The organism is Azospirillum ramasamyi (assembly GCF_003233655.1).
Lineage (GTDB): Bacteria > Pseudomonadota > Alphaproteobacteria > Azospirillales > Azospirillaceae > Azospirillum > Azospirillum ramasamyi.
Map to the genome: position 1 here is coordinate 984,340 of NZ_CP029829.1, position 19,463 is coordinate 1,003,802.

General features: G+C 68.8%; 20 protein-coding genes and 1 tRNA gene. 13 read left to right on the forward strand and 8 right to left on the reverse strand.

Annotation, left to right across the window (positions count from 1 at the left end; translation table 11 throughout):
• Positions 1 to 23: 23 nt before the first annotated feature.
• Positions 24 to 638, reverse strand: coding sequence for a DUF1285 domain-containing protein (locus DM194_RS04475; protein WP_246024289.1), 615 nt, complete (start codon positions 636 to 638; stop codon positions 24 to 26).
• Positions 639 to 921: 283 nt separating this feature from the next.
• Here DM194_RS04475 and DM194_RS04480 point away from each other — a divergent pair, with 283 nt between their 5' ends.
• The 5 genes from DM194_RS04480 (at position 922) to DM194_RS04500 (ending at position 8,033) form a co-directional block, all read left to right on the forward strand.
• Complete coding sequence (locus DM194_RS04480; protein WP_176581399.1) at positions 922 to 1,887, forward strand: AAA family ATPase; 966 nt, start codon at positions 922 to 924, stop codon at positions 1,885 to 1,887.
• A gap of 21 nt (positions 1,888 to 1,908) precedes the next feature.
• Positions 1,909 to 2,826, forward strand: coding sequence for a DUF58 domain-containing protein (locus DM194_RS04485; RefSeq protein WP_111066119.1), 918 nt, complete (start codon positions 1,909 to 1,911; stop codon positions 2,824 to 2,826).
• 186 nt (positions 2,827 to 3,012) lie between these two features.
• Complete coding sequence (locus DM194_RS04490) at positions 3,013 to 5,736, forward strand: DUF4159 domain-containing protein (RefSeq protein WP_111066120.1); 2,724 nt, start codon at positions 3,013 to 3,015, stop codon at positions 5,734 to 5,736.
• The gene (locus tag DM194_RS04495; protein ID WP_111066121.1) at positions 5,736 to 7,841 is read left to right on the forward strand and encodes a hypothetical protein; all 2,106 of its coding nucleotides are present in this window, start codon (positions 5,736 to 5,738) and stop codon (positions 7,839 to 7,841) included. Before DM194_RS04490 ends, DM194_RS04495 begins: the two co-directional genes overlap by 1 nt.
• A gap of 117 nt (positions 7,842 to 7,958) precedes the next feature.
• Positions 7,959 to 8,033, forward strand: a tRNA-Gln gene (locus tag DM194_RS04500).
• 406 nt (positions 8,034 to 8,439) lie between these two features.
• Here DM194_RS04500 and DM194_RS04510 read toward each other — a convergent pair.
• Positions 8,440 to 8,853, reverse strand: a complete 414-nt coding sequence (locus tag DM194_RS04510) for a DUF302 domain-containing protein (RefSeq protein WP_111066122.1) — start codon at positions 8,851 to 8,853, stop codon at positions 8,440 to 8,442.
• A 118-nt stretch (positions 8,854 to 8,971) separates the two neighbouring features.
• On the opposite strand from DM194_RS04510, the gene DM194_RS04515 reads away from it, so the two are divergent.
• The 3 genes from DM194_RS04515 (at position 8,972) to DM194_RS04525 (ending at position 10,632) form a co-directional block, all read left to right on the forward strand.
• Positions 8,972 to 9,529 (forward strand): DsbA family protein, encoded by a 558-nt coding sequence (locus DM194_RS04515; protein ID WP_162629959.1) that lies wholly within the window; start codon positions 8,972 to 8,974, stop codon positions 9,527 to 9,529.
• Positions 9,530 to 9,549: 20 nt separating this feature from the next.
• Positions 9,550 to 10,023, forward strand: a complete 474-nt coding sequence (locus DM194_RS04520) for a hypothetical protein (protein WP_111066124.1) — start codon at positions 9,550 to 9,552, stop codon at positions 10,021 to 10,023.
• A 153-nt stretch (positions 10,024 to 10,176) separates the two neighbouring features.
• A complete protein-coding gene (locus DM194_RS04525; RefSeq protein WP_162629960.1) occupies positions 10,177 to 10,632 on the forward strand; it encodes a protein tyrosine phosphatase family protein in 456 nt (151 codons plus the stop codon).
• A gap of 40 nt (positions 10,633 to 10,672) precedes the next feature.
• Here DM194_RS04525 and DM194_RS04530 read toward each other — a convergent pair whose 3' ends face one another.
• Positions 10,673 to 11,536, reverse strand: a complete 864-nt coding sequence (locus DM194_RS04530) for an MBL fold metallo-hydrolase (protein WP_111066126.1) — start codon at positions 11,534 to 11,536, stop codon at positions 10,673 to 10,675.
• Positions 11,537 to 11,637: 101 nt separating this feature from the next.
• Here DM194_RS04530 and DM194_RS04535 point away from each other — a divergent pair, with 101 nt between their 5' ends.
• The 4 genes from DM194_RS04535 to DM194_RS04550 are packed head-to-tail and all read left to right on the forward strand — an operon-like array spanning position 11,638 to position 13,685.
• A complete protein-coding gene (locus DM194_RS04535; RefSeq protein ID WP_111066127.1) occupies positions 11,638 to 11,988 on the forward strand; it encodes an ArsR/SmtB family transcription factor in 351 nt (116 codons plus the stop codon).
• Between the two features lie 26 nt (positions 11,989 to 12,014).
• Entirely contained in the window at positions 12,015 to 12,440 is a 426-nt protein-coding gene (locus DM194_RS04540; RefSeq protein WP_111066128.1) for a YeeE/YedE family protein, read from the forward strand.
• A 5-nt stretch (positions 12,441 to 12,445) separates the two neighbouring features.
• Entirely contained in the window at positions 12,446 to 12,883 is a 438-nt protein-coding gene (locus tag DM194_RS04545) for a YeeE/YedE family protein (protein ID WP_111066129.1), read from the forward strand.
• Between the two features lie 25 nt (positions 12,884 to 12,908).
• A complete protein-coding gene (locus DM194_RS04550) occupies positions 12,909 to 13,685 on the forward strand; it encodes a sulfite exporter TauE/SafE family protein (RefSeq protein WP_211110605.1) in 777 nt (258 codons plus the stop codon).
• Positions 13,686 to 13,941: 256 nt separating this feature from the next.
• Here the strand turns inward: DM194_RS04550 and DM194_RS04555 are convergent, their stop codons facing one another.
• The 3 genes from DM194_RS04555 to DM194_RS04565 form a co-directional block, all read right to left on the reverse strand.
• Positions 13,942 to 14,442, reverse strand: a complete 501-nt coding sequence (locus DM194_RS04555) for a single-stranded DNA-binding protein (RefSeq protein ID WP_111066131.1) — start codon at positions 14,440 to 14,442, stop codon at positions 13,942 to 13,944.
• A 304-nt stretch (positions 14,443 to 14,746) separates the two neighbouring features.
• Positions 14,747 to 15,175 (reverse strand): response regulator, encoded by a 429-nt coding sequence (locus tag DM194_RS04560; RefSeq protein ID WP_111067752.1) that lies wholly within the window; start codon positions 15,173 to 15,175, stop codon positions 14,747 to 14,749.
• Positions 15,176 to 15,373: 198 nt separating this feature from the next.
• Positions 15,374 to 16,057 carry a hypothetical protein gene (locus DM194_RS04565; protein ID WP_246024290.1) on the reverse strand — a complete coding sequence of 228 codons (684 nt, stop codon included), beginning with the start codon at positions 16,055 to 16,057 and terminating at the stop codon, positions 15,374 to 15,376.
• A gap of 458 nt (positions 16,058 to 16,515) precedes the next feature.
• On the opposite strand from DM194_RS04565, the gene DM194_RS04570 reads away from it, so the two are divergent.
• The gene (locus tag DM194_RS04570) at positions 16,516 to 18,105 is read left to right on the forward strand and encodes a hypothetical protein (RefSeq protein WP_111066132.1); all 1,590 of its coding nucleotides are present in this window, start codon (positions 16,516 to 16,518) and stop codon (positions 18,103 to 18,105) included.
• An 81-nt stretch (positions 18,106 to 18,186) separates the two neighbouring features.
• Here DM194_RS04570 and DM194_RS04575 read toward each other — a convergent pair whose 3' ends face one another.
• The gene (locus DM194_RS04575) at positions 18,187 to 18,744 is read right to left on the reverse strand and encodes a hypothetical protein (protein ID WP_111066133.1); all 558 of its coding nucleotides are present in this window, start codon (positions 18,742 to 18,744) and stop codon (positions 18,187 to 18,189) included.
• Positions 18,741 to 19,388, reverse strand: a complete 648-nt coding sequence (locus DM194_RS04580) for a hypothetical protein (RefSeq protein WP_111066134.1) — start codon at positions 19,386 to 19,388, stop codon at positions 18,741 to 18,743. Before DM194_RS04580 ends, DM194_RS04575 begins: the two co-directional genes overlap by 4 nt.
• Positions 19,389 to 19,463: the final 75 nt, after the last annotated feature.

A 19,463-nucleotide genomic window follows, 5' to 3' on the forward strand; every position in this document is an offset into this window, starting at 1 on the left:
ACGCCGGCGAACCTCCTCCAGGCTCAATCGCCAGGCAGCTTGCCCAGCGCGAAGAAGACCTTGTTGCTCCATAGACCCACCTCGGACTCGCCGTTTTCGGAGCGGCGCGTCTCGCTGCGCTCCACCATGTCGTAAAACACGGGCCGCAGGATACGTGCCTCCAGCCGGCTTCTAATTTGGATGTAGGGTGCCGGCTCCCCGGTTGCAGGGTTTTCGGCCACCCGGATCGGATGGTCGGGGCCGGCTTCGACCTGATGGTCGAGGTTGGTGCGGAAGGTCAGGACCTGATCGGCTCCGCTGCCCGTCACCGTCATCTCCACCGCGACGAAGGGTGCATCCTCCACCACGATCCGGCCGCGCTCGACCGGCGTGACCAGCCAGTATTCGCCATCGTCCTCGCGCCTGAGGACGGTTGAGAACAGCTTCGCCAACTCGATCCGACGAATCGGATCGCCATTGTGGAACCAGGTCCCGTCACGCGCAATGCGGATGTCGTACTGTTCCAACGTCGGAGTGCGCCCCAGCGCCGCCGGAACATCCAGCGGTGCATCCGATACGGTTGGCCCATCTGCGCGCTTGTCTTTCGCCATCGCGTTACCGACCTTCATGGGATTGGGAACCGTTTTGTCCCCGAACATGCGTATTTTCGCCACACTCGACCGTTAGGTCCACTCCAATGGTCCGCCGGTCCCACCCGGTCCGGCAGCAGGATCCGGAAAATGGGTGTCGACAACGCGCAGGAACAGGGCCAACCATGCGGATCCCGTGTTTCCCGTCGCGGACGACCGCGACTGCCACGCCGAACCGGCCCATTCCGGGGCCAGCCCGTCATCGGGCCCATCATCGGGGGAGCAGCAGACCTTGAGCGCACAGGACATCCTGAGGGGGCAGCCACCCGTGCCGGAGGACCCGCAACGGCTGATGGAGGAGATCGAGGCGCTGGGCGACCGGCTGGCCTCCGTCCGCGACCGCATCGGCCGCGTGATCTTCGGCCAGCAGGAGGTGATCGACCGCACGCTGGTCACTCTGCTGGCGGGCGGCCATGTGCTGCTGATCGGCGTTCCCGGCCTCGCCAAGACGCGGCTGGTGGAAACGCTGGGCATCGTGCTGGGACTCGCCGAGAAGCGCATCCAGTGTACGCCCGACCTGATGCCCGCCGACATCCTGGGCTCCGAAGTGCTGGAGGAGGGCGACAACGGCCGCCGGTCCTTCCGCTTCATCCCCGGCCCGGTGTTCAGCCAGCTTCTGATGGCGGACGAGATCAACCGCGCCAGCCCGCGCACCCAGTCGGCGCTGCTGCAGGCGATGCAGGAGCATCGCGTGTCGGTCGCCGGCCAGTACCATCCCCTGCCCCAGCCCTTCCACGTCCTGGCGACCCAGAACCCGTTGGAGCAGGAGGGCACCTATCCGCTGCCGGAGGCCCAGCTCGACCGCTTCCTGATGCAGATCGACGTCGAATACCCTGACCGCGAGGCGGAACGCCGGATGATGATCGCCACCACCGGCTCCGCCGACGAGCGCGCGGTGACGGTGCTGTCCGCCGCCGACCTGCTGGCGGCGCAGCGCCTCGTCCGCCGCGTTCCGGTGGGCGAGGGAGTGGTCGACGGCATCCTCGACCTCGTGCGCCGCGGCAGGCCGGAGATGTCGGAGCTGATGGAGGTGCGCCAGCACGTCGCCTGGGGCCCCGGCCCGCGCGCCAGCCAGTCGCTGATGCTCGCCGCCCGCGCCCGCGCGGTTCTGGACGGGCGGCTGTCGCCTTCGCTGGACGATGTGGTGGCGCTTGCCAAGCCGATCCTGAAGCACCGCATGGCGCTGAACTTCGCCGCGCGGGCCGACGGGGTGACGCTGGACGACGTCATCGACCGCCTCTGTGCCCCCCTGATGTGACCCCTTCGGAGCGGAGCCGCGATGCCGCGCAGTCCAGCCCCACAGCAGAAGACCCCGGCGGCGGCGACGCTGCTCGCCCGGCACCGCGCGGAGGAGCTGGCCTCCGCCCTCCCCCCGCTTCTGGTGGCGGCGGAACGGGTGGCGGCCACCGTCGCCCAGGGCGTGCACGGCCGGCGCCGCGTCGGACTGGGCGAGACCTTCTGGCAGTTCCGGCGCTACCAGCCCGGCGACGCGCCGTCGATGATCGACTGGCGCCAGTCGGCCAAGACCCAGCCGGTCTATGTGCGCGAGAACGAATGGGAGGCGGCGCAGAGCGTCTGGCTGTGGCGCGACCGTTCGCCCTCCATGGATTTCCGCTCCGCCTCCGGCCTGCCGACCAAGCGCGAGCGGGCCGACCTGCTGACCCTCGCCACCGCAGTGCTGCTGGCGCGCGGCGGCGAGCGGGTGGCGCTGCTGAACAGCGGCGTGCGGCCCGACCATGGCAAGACCGCCATCGACCGCATTGCCCGGATGATGACCGACCCGCGCGCCGCCGCGTCGGCGGATCCCCTGCCGCAGGTGGAGCCCCTGCCCCGCCATGCCCAGACCGTGCTGTTCGGCGATCTGTTATCCCCCCTTCCCGAAATCCACGCCGCCGTCGCCGGACTGTCCGGGCGCGGCCTGCGCGGCCATCTTGTCCAGATCCTCGATCCGGCGGAAGAGACGCTGCCCTATGACGGGCGCGTCGATTTCCACGGCCTGGAGGGCGAACAGCATCTGCTGGTCCCCCGTGTCGAGGCGGTGCGCCAGGCCTACCGCGAACGCCTGAAGGCACAGCAGGACGGTCTGGCCGCGTTGGCCCGCACCGCGGGTTGGAGCTTCGCCGTCCACCGCACCGACCGCTCCCCGCAATCGGCGCTGCTCACCCTCTGGGGTGCGATGGCGATGGAGGCGGTGTGACGCGGCGGCCGGGGATCCCTTCCCCGCACCTTCCGTTATCCCCGCACCGGCGGGGCTCCAGGCTTGCCCGCGGCGCCATGCGGCCCAAGCTCTGGATCTCCGCCTGCGCCGGAATGACCATCGCTCGCGGCCGCAGGCCCTCGTGGCTCGTGCGGCCGATCCCCTCCCCCTCGTAAAGTCGCGCCAATGCTGGGTCTCGGACCGATCGCCTTCGCCGCCCCCTGGGTCTTGACCGCACTGGCTGCCCTGCCGGTCCTGTGGTGGCTGTTGCGCGTCACGCCGCCGGCGCCGCGCGCGGTCCAGTTCCCGGCCATCCGCCTGCTGCGGGACCTGACCGCGCAGGAGGAGACGCCGGCCCGCACGCCCTGGTGGCTTCTGCTGCTGCGCCTGATCGTGGCGGCGTTGATCATCCTGGCGCTGGCGGGGCCGCTGCTGAACCCGCGGGCGGCGCTGCCGGGCGGCGGGCCGCTCCTGCTGGTCGTCGACAATGGCTGGGCCGCCGGCCGCGACTGGCCGACGCGCAAGCGCATGATGGACGAACTGATCGCCCAGGCCGAGCGCCAGGAGCGCCCGGTCATCCTGCTGCCCACCGCGCCGGCGGCCGACGGCCAGCCGATCCATGCCAGCGCCGTCCTGCCCGCCGCCGAGGCCCGCCGGCTGGCCCAGGCGCTCGCCCCCCTGCCCTGGCCCACCGACCGCGCCGCGGCGCTGGAGGCGCTCAAGGCGGTCGAGGCGCAGGCGAACGGTCGCGGCTCCATCCATGCGGTGTGGCTGAGCGACGGTGTCGGCGACGGCCGTGCCGCGGCGCTCGCCGCCGGGCTGCAGCGCCTCGGCTCCGCCGACGTGCTCGACGATTCCACCGAACGCCCGCCGCACCTGCTGCTTCCGCCGTCGAGCGAGGGCACGGTGCTGACCGCCCGCGTCGTCCGCGCCGACCCGTCCAGGCCGGAGCCGGTGACCGTCCGCCTCACCGCCGCCGACGGCCGGCTGCTGACCCGCCAGACCGTGGCCTTCGAGCCCGGCCAGAAGATGCGGGAGGTGCGGCTGGACGTGCCCACCGAACTGCGCAATGACGCCGCGGCCCTGCGGGTGGAGGGAGACACCACCGCCGGCGCCACCGTGCTGCTGGACGAGCGCTGGCGCCGCCGCCCGGTCGGGCTGGTTTCCGGCCGGTCGGAGGGGGAAAGCCAGCCGCTGCTTTCGGACCTCTATTACCTCGAGCGTGCCCTGTCGCCCTACAACGAGGTGCGGCGCGGCGACACGCTGGACCTGCTGAAGCGCGATCTCGCGGTGCTGATCCTGTCCGACATCGGCGCCCTGACCGGCAGCGAGGTGCAGGACATCGAGGATTGGGTGAAGAAGGGCGGCGTGCTGCTGCGCTTCGCCGGGCCGCGTCTGGCCCAGCATGCCGACACGCTGGTGCCGGTGCGGCTGCGCATCGGCGACCGTGCGCTGGGCGGCGCCCTGTCCTGGTCGGAGCCGGCGCGGCTGCAGCCCTTCCCGGCCAAGTCGCCCTTCGAGGGGCTGGCGATTCCCGCCGATGTGCAGGTCAACCGGCAGGTCCTGGCCGAACCGGCGCTGGATCTGGCCGACCGCACCTGGGCGCGTCTGGCAGACGGCACGCCGCTCGTCACCTCGCAGAAGCGCGGGGACGGCTGGATCGTGCTGGTCCACACCACGGCCAACCCGGACTGGTCGAACCTGCCGCTATCGGGCCTGTATGTCGACATGCTGCGCCGGCTGGTGGCGCTCAGCGGCGGCGTGACGGGCACCGCGGCGACCACCTCGCTCGACCCGGTCGAGGTGCTGGACGGCACCGGCCGGCTGGTGCCGCCGCCGCCCACCGCCTTCCCCATTGCCGGCAATGCCGGCGCCGACGTGATCGGGCCGCGCCACCCGCCGGGCTTCTATGGGACCGACGACGCCCGCCGCGCCCTGAACCTGTCCTCCGCCGTCACCACCATCGACCCGCTGCCGCCCATGCCGGCCGGCATCGGCCGCGGCGGCTTCGGCAGCCGGGGCGAGGTTCCCTTGAAGCCGTTGCTGCTGGCCGCGGCGCTGGCCCTGCTGTCCATCGACCTGCTGATCGCGCTGGCGCTCCGCGGCCTGCTGCGCATGCCCAGCCTGCGCCGCGGGGCCGGCGGCGCGTCGGCCGCGATTCTGCTGGCGGCCGCAATCGCCGCCGCGCCGCAGCCGGTGAGGGCGCAGGATCAGGACAACGCGATCAAGGTGACGGCGGAAACCTATCTCGCCTATGTCCAGACCGGCGACAGCGGCGTCGACGACACCTCCCGCGCCGGGCTGGAGGGGCTGGTCAGTGTGCTCGGCCTGCGCACGGCGGTGGAGGCGGCGGGAGCGGTCGGCGTGGATCCCGAGCGGGACGAACTGGCCTTCTATCCCCTGCTCTACTGGCCCGTCTCGGACCGGCAGAGGCCGCTGTCGGATCAGGCGCGCCAGCGGGTGAACGAGTACATGCGCAATGGCGGCACCATCCTGTTCGACACCCGCGACCAGGCGCCGGGCGGTGGTTCCGGCGCCCTGCAGCGTCTGGTCGAGGGGCTGGACATCCCGCCGCTGGCTCCGGTGCCGCAGGACCATGTGCTGCGCAAGTCCTTTTACCTGCTGACCGATTTCCCCGGACGGCAGGCCGGCGGCCAGCTGTGGATCGAAGCGCGGGAGGGGCCGGCCAATGACGGCGTCTCCTCCGTCGTGATCGGCGGCAACGACTGGGCCTCCGCCTGGGCGGTCAGCCGCAACGGCCAGCCGATGTACGCGGTCATTCCCGGCGGCGAGCGCCAGCGCGAGATGGCCTATCGCTTCGGCGTGAATGTCGTGATGTACGCCCTGACCGGCAATTACAAGGCCGATCAGGTCCATGTGCCCGCCATCCTGGAAAGGTTCGGCCAGTAATGCCCGTCGATCTGCTCTCCGGACTTTCCGTGGCTCTGGCGCCGCTGCTGCCCTGGCCGGTGCTGGGCGCCCTGATCGGCTTCGCCCTGCTGGTGGTGCTGATCGCCGCATTGCGCCGGGCGCGCGGCACGCTGCTCCGCCTGCTGGCGGTGACCGTGCTGGCGCTGGCGCTGATCAACCCGTCGCTGGTGCAGGAAAAGCGCGACCCGATCAAGGATGTGGCCGTCGTGGTGGTGGACGATTCGCCCAGCCAGGCGATCGGCGACCGCCGCGCCCGCACCGACCGTGCGGTGGAGCAGCTGACCGAACGGCTGAAGCGCTTCGACGATCTCGAGGTGCGCGTGGTCCGTACCGCCGAAGGGGCGGAGGACGGCGGCGCCATCAACGAGACGCATCTGTTCGACGCGCTGAACCGGGCCATGGCCGACGTTCCGCGCCGCCGCATGGCCGGCGCCGTCTTCATCACCGACGGTCAGGTGCATGACGTTCCGCAGGTGCCGGACAAGCTGGCCGACATCGGCCCGGTCCACACCCTGCTGACCGGCGACCGCAACGAGGGCGACCGGCGCATCGCCATCGTGCAGGCGCCCAATTACGGCCTCGTCGGCAAGTCGGTGGAGTTGACCATCCGCGTCGACGACATGCCCGGACGCCAATCCCCCGATGCCGCGGTGACCCTGCGCCAGGACGGCGGCGCGCCGGGCACGCTCCGCATTCCGGTGGGCCAGGACGTGCGGATCGACCTGCCGGTCACCCATGGCGGGCAGAATGTCCTGGAACTGGAGGTGGAACCGGCGAAGCAGGAGTTGACGCTTGCCAACAACCGCGCCGCGGTGGTGGTGAACGGCGTGCGCGACCGGCTGCGCGTTCTGCTGGTTTCCGGCGAGCCCCATGCCGGCGAGCGCACCTGGCGCAACCTGCTGAAGGCCGACCCGGCGGTCGATCTGGTCCATTTCACCATCCTGCGCCCGCCCGAGAAGCAGGACGGCACGCCGATCCGAGAGCTGTCGCTGATCGCCTTCCCGATCCGCGAGCTGTTCGAGGTGAAGCTCGATGAGTTCGACCTCATCATCTTCGACCGCTACCGCCGCCGTGGCGTGCTGCCGCAGATGTATCTGGAGAACATCGCCGACTATGTCCGCAAGGGCGGCGCCCTGCTGGAGGCGTCGGGCCAGGGCTATGCCTCGCCGCTGTCGCTCTACCGCACGCCGCTGGGATCCATCCTCCCCGCCGCCCCCAGCGGGCAGACGGTGAATCAGCCCTTCCTGCCGACCGTCACCGAAATCGGCCGTCGCCATCCGGTGACCGCCGGCCTGCCCGGCGACCGGGTGGATGCGCCGCCGACCTGGGGCCGCTGGTTCCATCAGGTCGACGTCGCCCCCAACGGCGGCACCGTGGTGATGCAGGGGGCCGACAACCGCCCGCTTCTTCTGCTGGACCGCGTCGGCAAGGGCCGGGTGGCGCAGCTCGCCTCCGACCAGATCTGGCTGTGGAGCCGTGGCTTCGAAGGCGGCGGCCCGCAGGCGGAGCTTCTGCGCCGCCTTGCCCATTGGCTGATGAAGGAACCGGAGCTGGAGGAGAACGACCTGCGCGCCCGCGTGGACGGCAACCGCATCACGGTGGAACGCCGTTCCCTCACCCCGGACCCGCGCTCGGTCACGCTCACCGACCCATCCGACCAGACCAGCACGCTGCAGTTGGCGGACGACAATACCGGCCGCGCGGTCGCCACGGTGACGGCCAGCGCCCCCGGCATCTACCGCATCTCCGACGGGGAGCGGACGACGCTGGCCGTGGTGGGCGCGGTCAACACGCCGGAGCTGGCCGATGTGCGGTCCACCGGCGACCGGATGCAGCCGGTGTCCGAGGCGACCGGCGGCGGCATCCAGTGGATCACCGACACCGACAGCGGTCCCAATCCCGGCATCGAGGTGCGCCGCACCCAGGCCGACCGCAGCCAGAGCGGCTCCGGCTGGATCGGCCTGCGAGCCAATGGCGACTATACGGTGACCGGGGTGACGGAGGTGCCGCTGCTGCCGGTCGGTGCGGTGCTGGCCCTGGTGCTGGGCGGCCTTCTGATGGCGTGGCGCCGGGAGGGGCGCTGACCTTTCGCAAAGCCGGTTCCGCGGGGAGAATTTTCCGAAAACAGCCTGTTGCGTTCGGCGGGGCTTCCGATTATGGTGCCGCTCCTTCCGGCGACACGAGTTGATCGCCGCGCCGGTTGGGGCGTCGCCAAGTGGTAAGGCAGCGGTTTTTGGTACCGCCATTCGCAGGTTCGAATCCTGCCGCCCCAGCCAAATTTCCCAGAGCACCAGTACGTCGCCCTCGCGCACAGCAGCTCTATTGGGCCGGATCGGTCGACAAAGAAGCGACATCGACGCTGAATTGGCCGGGATGCGACACAGATCCATGCGTCCAGGCAAGCGATCAAGCCTTCTGCGACCGCTCATTCGTCAAAACGCGATATCCTTCCACAGGCTGCGTGTTGCCTTCGCTGGATCGGCGACGAGGCTCGACGTCGCATAGTTTACCGTCACCACTACGATGCCATCGGCTGCGAAACCCGTGCCGTCATAGGCCTGTTCGCCGGCATCTGCGCGAAAGAAGGCGCCGCCGGGAATCCGGCCATGACGGGCACCCCCTTGGCACTCGGCTCCGGCGTCCAGATATCCAGCGTCAGATCGTCGGGACCGCCGGTTAGCTTTAATCTTCTCCTGCTGTCGTAGCCCTGCCAGCCATCATGGTGAGCGCGGCGGACATCGCCGCGAGGGTTTCGTCCATGGCGGCGGCTCCGCCATGGCGGTCCTTAATCCAGGCGGGATCATTCCAGGCCAGCCACGTCTTTCCTGCATCGTCCTGCCAGACCAGCGCTTTCAGCGGCAGGTCAATGGCCAAGGTCGGGACGGCCTGCATCAGCGGGGTTCCCACCTTCGGGTTGCCAAACACCAGCACCTCGGTCGGGCGTAGCGCGAGCCCGGCCTTCTCAGCGGCGGCGGCGTGGTCAATACGCGCCATCACGGTCATGCCAGCGCGGGCGATTGCCGCAACCAGCCGGTCAATAGTTTCCTTCGGCCCAAATGAACTCGATTGAACAATCAGTCCGTTCGCTGCCGTCATGGGTGCCTCCAAAGTATGCTCTTTGACCGTCACCAGCGGGGGCGCTCGCCGCAGTGATCTTGCCCTGGTTCGGTGGACAAGGGTTCACGCAGATCTTAGCTCGGCCTGTTCGGGCGTGATGGTCGCGGAACTCGGCCCGGACGACCTGACCCACGGCCCCAGCGCGGTGGTCCTGGGCAACCCGCAGGGCGACGTGACGGTGATCGAGTTTTTCGACTACCAATGCCCGGTGTGCCGCAGGGTCCACCCCTTCCTCGAGCAGTTGGTCGCCGAGGACAAGAACGTCCGGGTGGTCCACAAGCACTGGCCGGTGTTCGGCGCGTCCTCGATCTACGCCGCCAAGATCGCGCTCGCCGCGCGCTGGCAGGACCGCTACGAGCAGGTCCATCACGCCTTCATGAGCATTTCCGGGCGCCTCGACGAGGAGAAGATCCGCAAGGCGGCCAGCGAGGCCGGTCTCGACCTGGCGCGGGCCGAGCGGGATTTGAAGGAGCGCGCTGCCCAGGTGGACCAAGCCTTCAAGCAGGCGTCCGCACAGGCGGCCATGCTGAAACTCCAGGGTACCCCGGCCTTCGTCATCGGCAGCTATCTCGTTCCCGGCGGCCTCGACCTGAAGGGTATGAAAGAGATCGTCGCCGATGTGCGCACCAAGAAGCGCAGCGGCGAGCAGGGCTGAACCGACATGGAGCGCTCGTCATGATTCCCGCCGACAATCCCTTGGCGCCGCCTCGTGTCCTGCGCGGTGTCACTGGGGCCGTCCTGACCTTCCTGGCGCTGGGGACCGTCACCGCCGTCTGGCCGAACCCCGTGTTCATCCGCATGACGCCGACCCAGGGGTTCGAGGTCTGGCTGCTTGCCATCCAGGCGGTGCTGGTCGGGGTCTATGTGGCCATCCGGCGGCCGATGTGCTCACTCCGCGGCGCCGGGCTGGGCAGTGTCGTCGCGTTCCTCGGGATTGCCTGTCCCACCTGCAACAAGCTCCTGCTGCTGGTCTTCGGGGCGGATCTGCTGCTCGCCTACTTCGAGCCGTACCGCCTTCATCTGGCCATGGTCGGCGCCGCCGTCACCGGGGCGGCGGTCGCGTGGGAGTGGAGGGAGCGCCGCCAAGCGGTGGTCTGCCCGGTCGGCATGTCGGACCAAGACCTCGGGGAACGCATCAGACCGTCCTGATGTTTTCAGGGCATGACGGCGCCGCGCCTGCCTGCGGCGCCGTCCACGCGCCGGGGCCAGGGGCGGCGCCGTGGCATGATCCACCCGACCTGCCCGCGGCTTGAGTTGTCGGGCCGGGCTCCAACCCCGCCCCCCACACCAACGGAGCATCGCATGACGGACCGCTTGAAGGTGGACGACCGCTTCACCATCGAAATGACGCCGCCGACCGCCGACCGTGTCGGGGAACTGGCCCGCGAGGGATTCCGCTCGCTCGTGAACCTGCGCGCCCCCGGCGAGAAGGACGAGGTGCTGTCGCCGGACAAGGAGGGGGAGATCGCCCGGAGCAACGGCCTCGCCTATCTGAGCATTCCCGTCTCCCCCCAGGACATGATGAACGAGGACAACGCCGAACGCTTCGACCGGGAGGTCGCGCGCCTGCCGGGTCCGGTCGCCGTCCACTGCGCGTCGGGGCGCCGCGCCGGTCTCCTCACCTTCCTGCATGTCGCCCGCGGCAAGGGACAGTCCGGCGACGAGGCGGCGGCCAAGGCCGAGGGGACGGGCTTCCAGTTCGGGACGCCGGAAACGAAGGCGAACTTCATACAGTCTGTGGACGCCAGGAAGACGTAGGAAGACAACCGCTGCTGCGGACCGCTTCCGCCCGACCGTCTCACAGGGCGTCGAGGGGGATCTTGAGGTAGCGTTTTCCGTTCCCTTCGGCCGGGGGCAACTGCCCGGCACGCACATTCACCTGGACCGAGGGCAGGATCAGCTTCGGCATGTCCAATGTCCGGTCGCGGGCCGTGCGGAGCGCCACGAACTCCTCCTCGCCGATACCGTCCCGGACGTGGACATTGCGCGCCCGCTGTTCCGCGACCGTGCTCTCCCAGGCGTATTCGTCGCGTCCCGGAGCCTTGTAGTCATGGCCGGTGAAGACCCGCGTTTCGGATGGCAGGGCGAGAATTCGCCGGATCGAGCGGAACAGGGCGTGGGCGTCGCCGCCCGGGAAGTCGCATCGCGCCGTGCCGTAGTCGGGCTGGAACAGGGTGTCGCCGACGAAGGCCGCGTCGCCGATCAGGTAGGTCATGTCCGCCGGGGTATGGCCGGGCGTGTGGATGGCCCGCGCCTCCAACCGGCCGATCCGGAACCGCTCGCCATCGGAGAACAGGTGGTCGAACTGCCGCCCGTCGGCCACGAAGCCGGGCTCCATGTTGAACAGGGCGCGGAACACCTTCTGGACCTCGCGGATATGTTCGCCGATGCCGATGCGGCCACCGACCTTTTCCTTCAGGTAGGGCGCCGCCGACAGGTGGTCGGCGTGGACATGCGTCTCCAGAATCCATTCCACGGCAAGGCTGCGCTCGCGTACGAGCGCGATCATGCGGTCGGCCGAGGCGGTCGCGGTGCGGCCGGACTTCGGGTCGAAGTCGAGCACGCTGTCGATCAGGGCAGCGGCGCGGGTGTCGGGATCGACGACGACATAGCTGACTGTGTTGGTCGCCTCGTCGAACAGCGGCAAGACGTCGGGCTTCATGGAAACCTCCTGGTTGGTCTGACGGGACCGTTCCCTTTACCGCTTGAACAGGTGGCCCGGCTCAATATATCAATTAAGCCTAAATTAGAAAATGGTGAAATATGTCGAACACGTCGCACGACGCGCCGCCTAACGACCTGCCGATGGATCCAGCCGAGTTGGAAGCCCGCGCAACCGAGGCCGAGGCGTTCCTGCGCTCGTTTGCGAGCCGCCATCGCTTGATGATTCTGTGCTCGCTGCTCGAAGGCGAACTGCCGGTCGGCGAACTCGTCCGGCGTCTCGGTCTTTCGCAGTCCAACCTGTCCCAGCACCTGGCGAGGCTGCGCGAGGAAGGACTTGTTGCGACCCGCCGGGACGGCACGGCCATTTTCTACCGAATCGGCTCAGACCGGGTCCGCCCCGTCCTTGCCGAACTCTACCGCCTGTTCTGCGCCGATCCTCGCCCCGAGTGACGGCCCAATCCGGACCTTTGACACCCATGGAAAACTTCACGCCTGCTTCGGCCGCCCTTGGCGGCCTTCTGATCGGATCCTCCGCGGCCCTCCTATGGGTCGCCAAAGGCCGGATCGCCGGGATTAGCGGCATTCTCGGCGGGCTCTTCGCCTTGCGGTCCGGCGACCTCGCCTGGCGCGCCGTCTTCCTGGCCGGCCTGATGGCGGCACCGCTGATCTACGGTGCGGTCGCCGGTGAACTGCCCGCCCCGACGGATGTCGGCAGTCCCGCCCTTCTGATCGCCGCAGGTCTGCTGGTCGGCTTCGGCACGCGCCTCGGCAGCGGCTGCACGAGCGGTCACGGCGTCTGCGGCTTGGCCCGGCTGTCGCTGCGCTCCCTGACTGCCACCGGCCTCTTCATGGCCAGCGCCGTCGTGACCGTCTTCGTCACCCGCCACCTGATCGGAGTTTGACCGTCATGCCCGCCCTGCTTGTCGCCCTCGCATCCGGCCTGCTGTTCGGCCTGGGCCTGACGGTGTCCTCCATGATCGACCCGGCCAAGGTGCTGGACTTCCTCGATGTGGCGGGCTCCTGGGATCCGAGCCTCGCCTTTGTGATGGCCGCGGCAATTCCCGTTGCGGCGATCGGCTACACCGTCGCACGCCGACGCGGGAGGCCGCTGGTCGCCCCCGCCTTCCAGGGCCCGACCGCGACGGCCGTTGATCGTCGGCTGGTGGCGGGAGCCATCCTGTTCGGCGTCGGCTGGGGGTTGGTCGGCTACTGCCCCGGCCCGGCGCTCGCCGCGCTCAGTTTGGGAACTTCCGGAGCGTGGCTGTTCGTGGCCGCCATGCTGGTTGGAATCGGCGCCCATGATCTGATGCAGGCCGTCCGCATGCGCCGCGTCACCGCCGCGTGACCTGGCCCAGACGGGAATGATTCCGATGTTCGAGTTTCTCACGGTCCTGTCCGGATCGCTGGTCGGCTTTTCCCTCGGGCTGATCGGGGGCGGCGGATCGATCCTGGCCGTGCCGCTGCTGCTCTACGTCGTGGGCGTGTCGGACCCGCACGCCGCCATCGGCACCAGCGCCCTGGCGGTCGCCGCGAACGCCTTCGCCAACCTGGCCCAGCACGCCCGGGCCGGGACGGTGAAGTGGCCGTGTGCGGCGACCTTCGCCGCGTCCGGGGTGGTCGGTGCGCTGGTCGGCTCGACGATCGGCAAGGCGGTCAACGGCGAGAGCCTGCTGTTCCTGTTCGCGCTGGTGATGATCGTCGTCGGCGTTTCCATGCTGAGGAAGCGCGGGAGCGAGGGCGACCCCGATGTGCATATCGACAAGACCATCGCCGCGCGGCTTGTCGTCATCGGTTTCCTGACCGGCGCGGTGTCGGGCTTTTTCGGGATCGGCGGCGGCTTCCTGATCGTCCCCGGCCTCCTGCTCGGCAGCGGCATGGCCATGCTCAACGCGATCGGCTCTTCGCTGTTCTCGGTCGGCGCCTTCGGCTTGACCACGGCGGCAAACTACGCGCTTTCGGGGCTGGTCGACTGGACGGTGGCGGCGCTGTTCATCGCCGGCGGCGTGGTCGGCGGATTCGCGGGCATGAAGGCCGCGGTGCGATTGTCCACACGCAAGGGCGCTTTGACCAACATCTTCGCCGGAGTGCTGTTCGCTGTGGCGGCCTACATGCTGTATCGCAACGCCGGCGCCCTCGGCCTGTTCTGATCCGATCCAACGTGATCGTCAGCAGTCGAGGGTTCGGTCGGAAGAAAAGCACGGCGTATGGACCGTTCAGGAGGGGAAGTCGCTCCCCCTCCATTACGATCATGCGGACCGGAAGCCGTGCCATTCTTTACCGGATTTCCCGGCAGGAAGCTCACAGGCGGAAAGAAACCATAGCCGGTGAACCGCGAAACCGGGAAGTCGTAGTGAACGCAAAGGCTTCAGGCAGGAAGCCTTGCACGACCGTCTTGGGCCGTTCTCAGAAGGGGATTTCGTCGTCGAGATCCTCGTGACGGGGCGGAGCGCCGCCGCCGCTGCGGCCGCCCGACGAACCACCGCCGTAATTGCCCCCGCCGCTGCCACCACCATAGCCGCCGCCGCCGCCGCTGCCGCCGCCACGCGATTCGTAGCCGCCACCGCCGCCGCCATAGCTGCCGCCGCCACCCTCTTCACGGGCGCCGCCGGTGAAGTCGATCTCGGCCACGCGGACCGACAGGCCGGCGCCGCGGGTGCCGTCGCGCTTCTCATACTCGCGCAGCGTCACTTCGCCCGACACGACGACGCTCTTGCCCTTGGTCAGGTGCGGAGCGAGCGACTCGGCGCGGCGGCCCCAGATGGAGCAATCGACCCACTGTGTCGTCTTGCGATCGCCGAAGCCGACGTCGTTGGCGACGCGGAAGCCCAGCACCTTCTCGCCGCTCTGGGTCGTGCGCAATTCGCCGTCCGCGCCCAGGCGTCCCGTAAACGTCCAAACATTCATCGCTCGTTGCTCCTAAGCGCGAGTGTCCCAGCATCCATGCCGACCCATCAGGATGCCCGGCGGAGGCATCCAGATGCCGAGGGTTCCCATTCGCAGGGCCGGCTGTTCAATGGCGACCATCCCCCCGGTCCCGCGCAACGAAGCACGAGGGACCGACGCCGGTCAACCGCCGTCGGAAATGCCCCGGCTATCTCCGGACAGGCGCACTCGCCCTGCCGTCCCGGACCAGAACACTCCATGAACAAATATAGCAGAGCAGCAGGCGCCGGAAAACCGTTTCCTTCGAGGTGGCGCCGGTATCCGGTCAGCGCAGACGCCGCGCCGCCAGATCGAGCGCCACTTTCAACTGGGCATGGGAGAAAGGCTTGTGGACGACGCCGAGCGGATAGGTCTCGGTGATGCGGGCCATGGTGCCGTGGTCGCTGTTGCCGGACAGGAAGATGCAGCGCAGGCCATGGTCCTGTTTCAGCCGCCGGGCCGCCGCGATGCCGTCGCCGCCGCCGAGCCGGACATCGAGCAGCGCCAGATCCGGCCGTTCGCGCAGTGCGAGTTCTGCGGCCTCCGCCTCGGTCCGAGCCATGCCGCACAGGGTGTGGCCAAGGTCGCTGACCACCGCCGCCAGAGCATCGGCGGCGGCCATGTCATGCTCCACCACCATCACGCGCAACGGCTGGCCGGGTGCGCGGGTGCGGTAGGTCGACTGCGGTTTGGCGATGGTGTCGATCCTGAGCATGCGACCGACCTCCGGATCCGTGGCGTTGAGCAATAAGCGGCGAATTTTGGTAAAATTATGTTTACCAATAGGCCGTTTGTACTACAACACCCCGAATTTGCAAGATCAATCGTTCAGAATCCGACCTTTTTCGCCAATGGGTGCAGAAACGCATCACCTCGAGTCGGTGAGCCTTGGGCGGCGATGCCAAGGAGATGGTCAGCGTCCTGCCGGGCCGAGCCAGTCGATGCCGCCGGACGGGCGCGGCCTGCCGGTTCCGGCACTGCGCGCCGCATTCGCCCTTGACGGCAGCGGCGGCGGAGCCGGTTCGCCGGCGAGCCATGCGGCCGGGGTGTCGGCCGGTGGGATGGGCGCCGCGGATGAAACTGCCGGCGGCGGTGTGGACGGGTCCGCTGCCGGTCGGAATGGCTCGACCATTGGCGCCGGCGCGGTCGGTGCCGCCAACGCCCTTTGAGACGGCCGGGCCGGCAGATCGGTCAGCCGATCCGGCGGTGGTGCGGCCGGCCGGTCGGCTGGCGGAACGGAGTCCATTGGCTGGGGCCGGGCCGGCGGCGTTTCCTCATCCCATGCCTCATCCCACTCCTCGTCCCAGGCGGGCGGCGACGTGGACGGGCGCAGGCGTGGCGCCTCTGCGGCCCCGAGCCAGGAGGGGCGTTCATCGTCGGCCAGCGGGCCGGTGCGGGTGTTGAGCTGCCGCGCCTGCTCGCGGATCTCCAGCAAGGTGGTCACCGCGAGTTGCAGCAGCGGGGCCAGGACCATGGGATCGGCCATTTCCTCCGCGCTCAGGGCGGCAAACCGGTCGCGGACATTCTCGACGGCCTGTTCCACACCGTCACGCAACGCGCCCGCCTCATGGGCCAGCCTTTCCAGATCTTCGCGCAACGCCGAGATCTCGCAGGCCTGCCGCAGCTCGTGGAAACCGATTCCCGCCCCCAGTGCGGGGCGCCGGTTCCGTGATGAACCAAAATCGTGAGGCATCCTGCCCAACCCCGGTTCCAAGCCCAGCCCAGTGACAACACACGCCGCGACGAAAACAGCCGGACGCCCGTACTGCAAACCGCGCAACCGGACGGCGGTTCCGAAAGCCGTGCTTCCAACTGCCGCTGTTCCAACTGCCTAACGTCATGGCGCGGTCCGCCGAGCGTCGGCGAAGTTGCCGCAACGTCACGGCCGGCGCCTCATGGCGGAGAGCGATGTTTAGCGCCGTTGATGTCGTTTGGAAACCGTTTGCGCGTGATGGCCGCTTGTACTATTTTTTCGGCCCCAGGGGAATGGATTCCTTGTGATCCAACGTCCAGGCGGCTCCCCGCCGCCATTTCATCTTGCCGGAATCCCATAAGGTGTCGATCGATCGCTCGGAACTTGAACGGCTCCTTGCCGATCGCCCGGCTGGCAACCGCAGCGCCATGCAGGCGGTGCGCGAAAGCTATGCCGATATCGGGCTGATGCGCGAACGCGGCCTGTCCTGGGCCGAAATCTCCGACCTGCTGGCGAAGCTGGGCATCACCGCCCGCGACAGCCAGCCGATTTCGCCGGTAACCCTGCGTTCGGCCTTCTTCCTGGTCGGGAACGAGGGGCGCGGCGAGGCGGCCGGCGACGATGGCGCTGCCGCCGCGGCAATGCCGGCCGAAACGCTTGCCGCCGTCCACGAGGCCGCCCTGTCGGCCGGGCTGAAGGGCGAGGACGAAGAGTCCGAAGAGGCTGCCGAAACCGCCGAGGCTGCCGACTCCGATCATGCCGACGAGGCCGCGGCGTCCGTTGACGCTGCTCCCGTCCAGGAGCCGGATGAGGAACCTGAAGACGAGCCGGCATCGGCTGACTCCGCCTCCGAACCCTCCTCCGAACCCCCCGCCCCTGCCCCGAGCCTGTTTGCTCCGGCGGCGGAGGCCGAGGATCAACCGGCGGCGGAAGCCGGCGCCCCGGAACCGGAAGCCGCTTCAGAGAACGAGGCGGAAGAGGCTCCGGCCCCCGAACCGATTCCCGAACCGGTGTCCGAGCCGATACCGGAACCAATACCCGAGCCGGCCCCGCGGCCGGCTCCCCAACCGACGTCCACGGCGGCCGCGCAGAACACCGGCACCCTGATGTCCCCCCCGATGCTTCAAGACGACTCAACAAACGTACACTGGAAAGGCGATCGCATGCTGGGCACGATCTTCGTCCTCAATGACCGCGGCGGCGTCGGCAAGACGCTGCTGTCCCATCACCTGATGGCGACCGCCATGCTGGAAGGCCTGCAGCTGAAGGTCGTCGAGTACGAGGTGAACGAGCGACTCGCCCGCCTGTTCGGCCCGGACGTGGTCGAACACCGCCGCATCACCCAGGACTTCATGAACATGATGGGGTCGGGCGACGGCTTCTACGAGTTCTGGGATCTGATCGGGCCGGAGTTGCAGCGCGGCGGCCGCCTGTATGATTTCGGCGGCAACATCTCGCAGTGGTTCTTCAACTGGGCCGAGGTGTCGGGCTTCGACTACTATGTCGGCGACGGCGAGCGGCTGACCTTCATGGTCCCGGTGACCGTCGATCTCGCCTCGCTGTCCACCGGCATGACCACGCTGGAGCGGGTGGCGACCATCGCACCCAAGGCCAAGCGCGTCCTGGTGGAGAACGGCTTCTCCGGCCCCTTCTCGCAGCTGGAGGACAGCCAGTACGCCCGCCGCAAGGCGGAGATGGTGGAGCGCGAGGGGCTGCAGGTGATCTCCATGTCGCCCTGCGCCGCACCCGCCTGGGCGCGCCTGACCGGCCACCGGCTGGATCAGGTGGCGACGATGACCCGCGAGGATCTGGTGAAGCTGGGCATGACCCCGCCCGTCGCCTCGCGGTCGCTGATCATCATCCATGAATGGCTGCGCAACATGCGTCTGGCGCTGTCGCCCTACCTGCACGACGCCTTCCGCCAGACCCCGGCGACCGCCAAGGCGCGCTGAGCCTTCCGGCCGAACCGTCCGCTCTCCAAGGCCCTTCTTCCCCCGCGGGAGAAGGGCTTTCTCTTTGCCGACCCGCTCCGGTCAGGCCGCCGCGTTGCGGGCGGCGCTTGCGCTGTAGAGGTCTTCCTTTGCCGCCGCCACCGACTTCACCTGATAGCCCGGCCTTGCGCTGAACCGCCGGCTGGCACGTTCGGCCGCCTCGCGCTCCGACTCCGCCCAGACCAGATACTCGCGCCCGCGTGCCCATTCGACGGCCAGCGGGTGGGCGGCGTCGATCTCGCCGATCTGCTGGTTCACCATGGTGACCAGCCATTCCCTGTCGCCGGGGTTGCGGCGGTCGGTCAGGATCAGGATCTGCGGGCGGCGGCGGTTCTGCGCCTCGGTCAGGCGGTGCTGCATCTCGACCTGCTTCCTGCGCAGTTCCACCATCTCGCGGACCAAATCCTCGATCTCGCCATGGAGGTTCTCCTCCTCGCGGTGCAGGCGGTGGATGGTCGCGTCCAGCTTGTCCAGCGTGTTGCGGACGCCGCGGACCCGCTGCCGGGCCTGCGACACCCGCTGTTCGACCGAAAGCAGCACGTTGCCGAGCCATGCGCCGATGGCGATGATGCCCAGGATGATGAGGAAGTTGATCATCATGTCGCGGCGCCGGATGTGGCCGACGCGGCCTTGGTCCGCGCCGTCGCCGGCGCCTGGGGCACGCCGCCCTTCCCGCCGCCCTTCATGCCGCCCTCCTTCAAGCCGCCGGACCGCGCGTCGCCGCGCATGAACGACTTCTGGAAGCCCAGCTTGAAGGGAAAGGCGACGTCGACCATCTGCTTGGCCTCGTCGAAGCTGGCAGCCCATACCTCCGCCACGTTGGCGCAGCGCCAGATGGGGTTGACCGGCCCCCGGTCGCCGGCGGCCCTTGCGGCGGCGGACGCCTTTTCCTGCGTGACGGTCGCGACGAATTTCATCAGGCCGGCCTGCGGATCGCCGACCTCATGCACGAACAGCGGCGGCTGATCCGTCAGATCCCTGATCTGCTTCTCCGCCTTGCGGATGTCGGCTTCCAGGCGGTGGCGTTCGGAAGACTGGCTGTTGCGGCGCTGGACCAGGTGATTGACGCGGTTCTGCAGCTCTTGCGTCTCGGCATGCAGCACATAGACGCGGTTCTCGATCTGCTCCAGACCGCTGCTCTTTTCCAGGATGTTCGGCAGGAAATCCTTCAGCATCATGGCGACCGGGACCGCGGCCAGCATGATGATGACGATGGCGATCAGGAACAGCGTCGTGTTCGACATCCGCCCGCCCGTTCTCCTACCGGATTCCGCGCCGCGCGACCTGCCGAAATCGGCGGGATCGGCACCCGTGCGGAA

Bases quoted from the DNA above. Each gene is read 5' to 3' on its own strand.
- DM194_RS04475 (WP_246024289.1), bottom strand. From the start codon at position 638: ATGTTCGGGGACAAAACGGTTCCCAATCCCATGAAGGTCGGTAACGCG.
- DM194_RS04480 (WP_176581399.1), top strand. From the start codon at position 922: ATGGAGGAGATCGAGGCGCTGGGCGACCGGCTGGCCTCCGTCCGCGAC.
- DM194_RS04485 (WP_111066119.1), top strand. From the start codon at position 1,909: ATGCCGCGCAGTCCAGCCCCACAGCAGAAGACCCCGGCGGCGGCGACG.
- DM194_RS04490 (WP_111066120.1), top strand. From the start codon at position 3,013: ATGCTGGGTCTCGGACCGATCGCCTTCGCCGCCCCCTGGGTCTTGACC.
- DM194_RS04495 (WP_111066121.1), top strand. From the start codon at position 5,736: ATGCCCGTCGATCTGCTCTCCGGACTTTCCGTGGCTCTGGCGCCGCTG.
- DM194_RS04510 (WP_111066122.1), bottom strand. From the start codon at position 8,853: ATGACGGCAGCGAACGGACTGATTGTTCAATCGAGTTCATTTGGGCCG.
- DM194_RS04515 (WP_162629959.1), top strand. From the start codon at position 8,972: ATGGTCGCGGAACTCGGCCCGGACGACCTGACCCACGGCCCCAGCGCG.
- DM194_RS04520 (WP_111066124.1), top strand. From the start codon at position 9,550: ATGATTCCCGCCGACAATCCCTTGGCGCCGCCTCGTGTCCTGCGCGGT.
- DM194_RS04525 (WP_162629960.1), top strand. From the start codon at position 10,177: ATGACGGACCGCTTGAAGGTGGACGACCGCTTCACCATCGAAATGACG.
- DM194_RS04530 (WP_111066126.1), bottom strand. From the start codon at position 11,536: ATGAAGCCCGACGTCTTGCCGCTGTTCGACGAGGCGACCAACACAGTC.
- DM194_RS04535 (WP_111066127.1), top strand. From the start codon at position 11,638: ATGTCGAACACGTCGCACGACGCGCCGCCTAACGACCTGCCGATGGAT.
- DM194_RS04540 (WP_111066128.1), top strand. From the start codon at position 12,015: ATGGAAAACTTCACGCCTGCTTCGGCCGCCCTTGGCGGCCTTCTGATC.
- DM194_RS04545 (WP_111066129.1), top strand. From the start codon at position 12,446: ATGCCCGCCCTGCTTGTCGCCCTCGCATCCGGCCTGCTGTTCGGCCTG.
- DM194_RS04550 (WP_211110605.1), top strand. From the start codon at position 12,909: ATGTTCGAGTTTCTCACGGTCCTGTCCGGATCGCTGGTCGGCTTTTCC.
- DM194_RS04555 (WP_111066131.1), bottom strand. From the start codon at position 14,442: ATGAATGTTTGGACGTTTACGGGACGCCTGGGCGCGGACGGCGAATTG.
- DM194_RS04560 (WP_111067752.1), bottom strand. From the start codon at position 15,175: ATGCTCAGGATCGACACCATCGCCAAACCGCAGTCGACCTACCGCACC.
- DM194_RS04575 (WP_111066133.1), bottom strand. From the start codon at position 18,744: ATGATGATCAACTTCCTCATCATCCTGGGCATCATCGCCATCGGCGCA.
- DM194_RS04580 (WP_111066134.1), bottom strand. From the start codon at position 19,388: ATGTCGAACACGACGCTGTTCCTGATCGCCATCGTCATCATCATGCTG.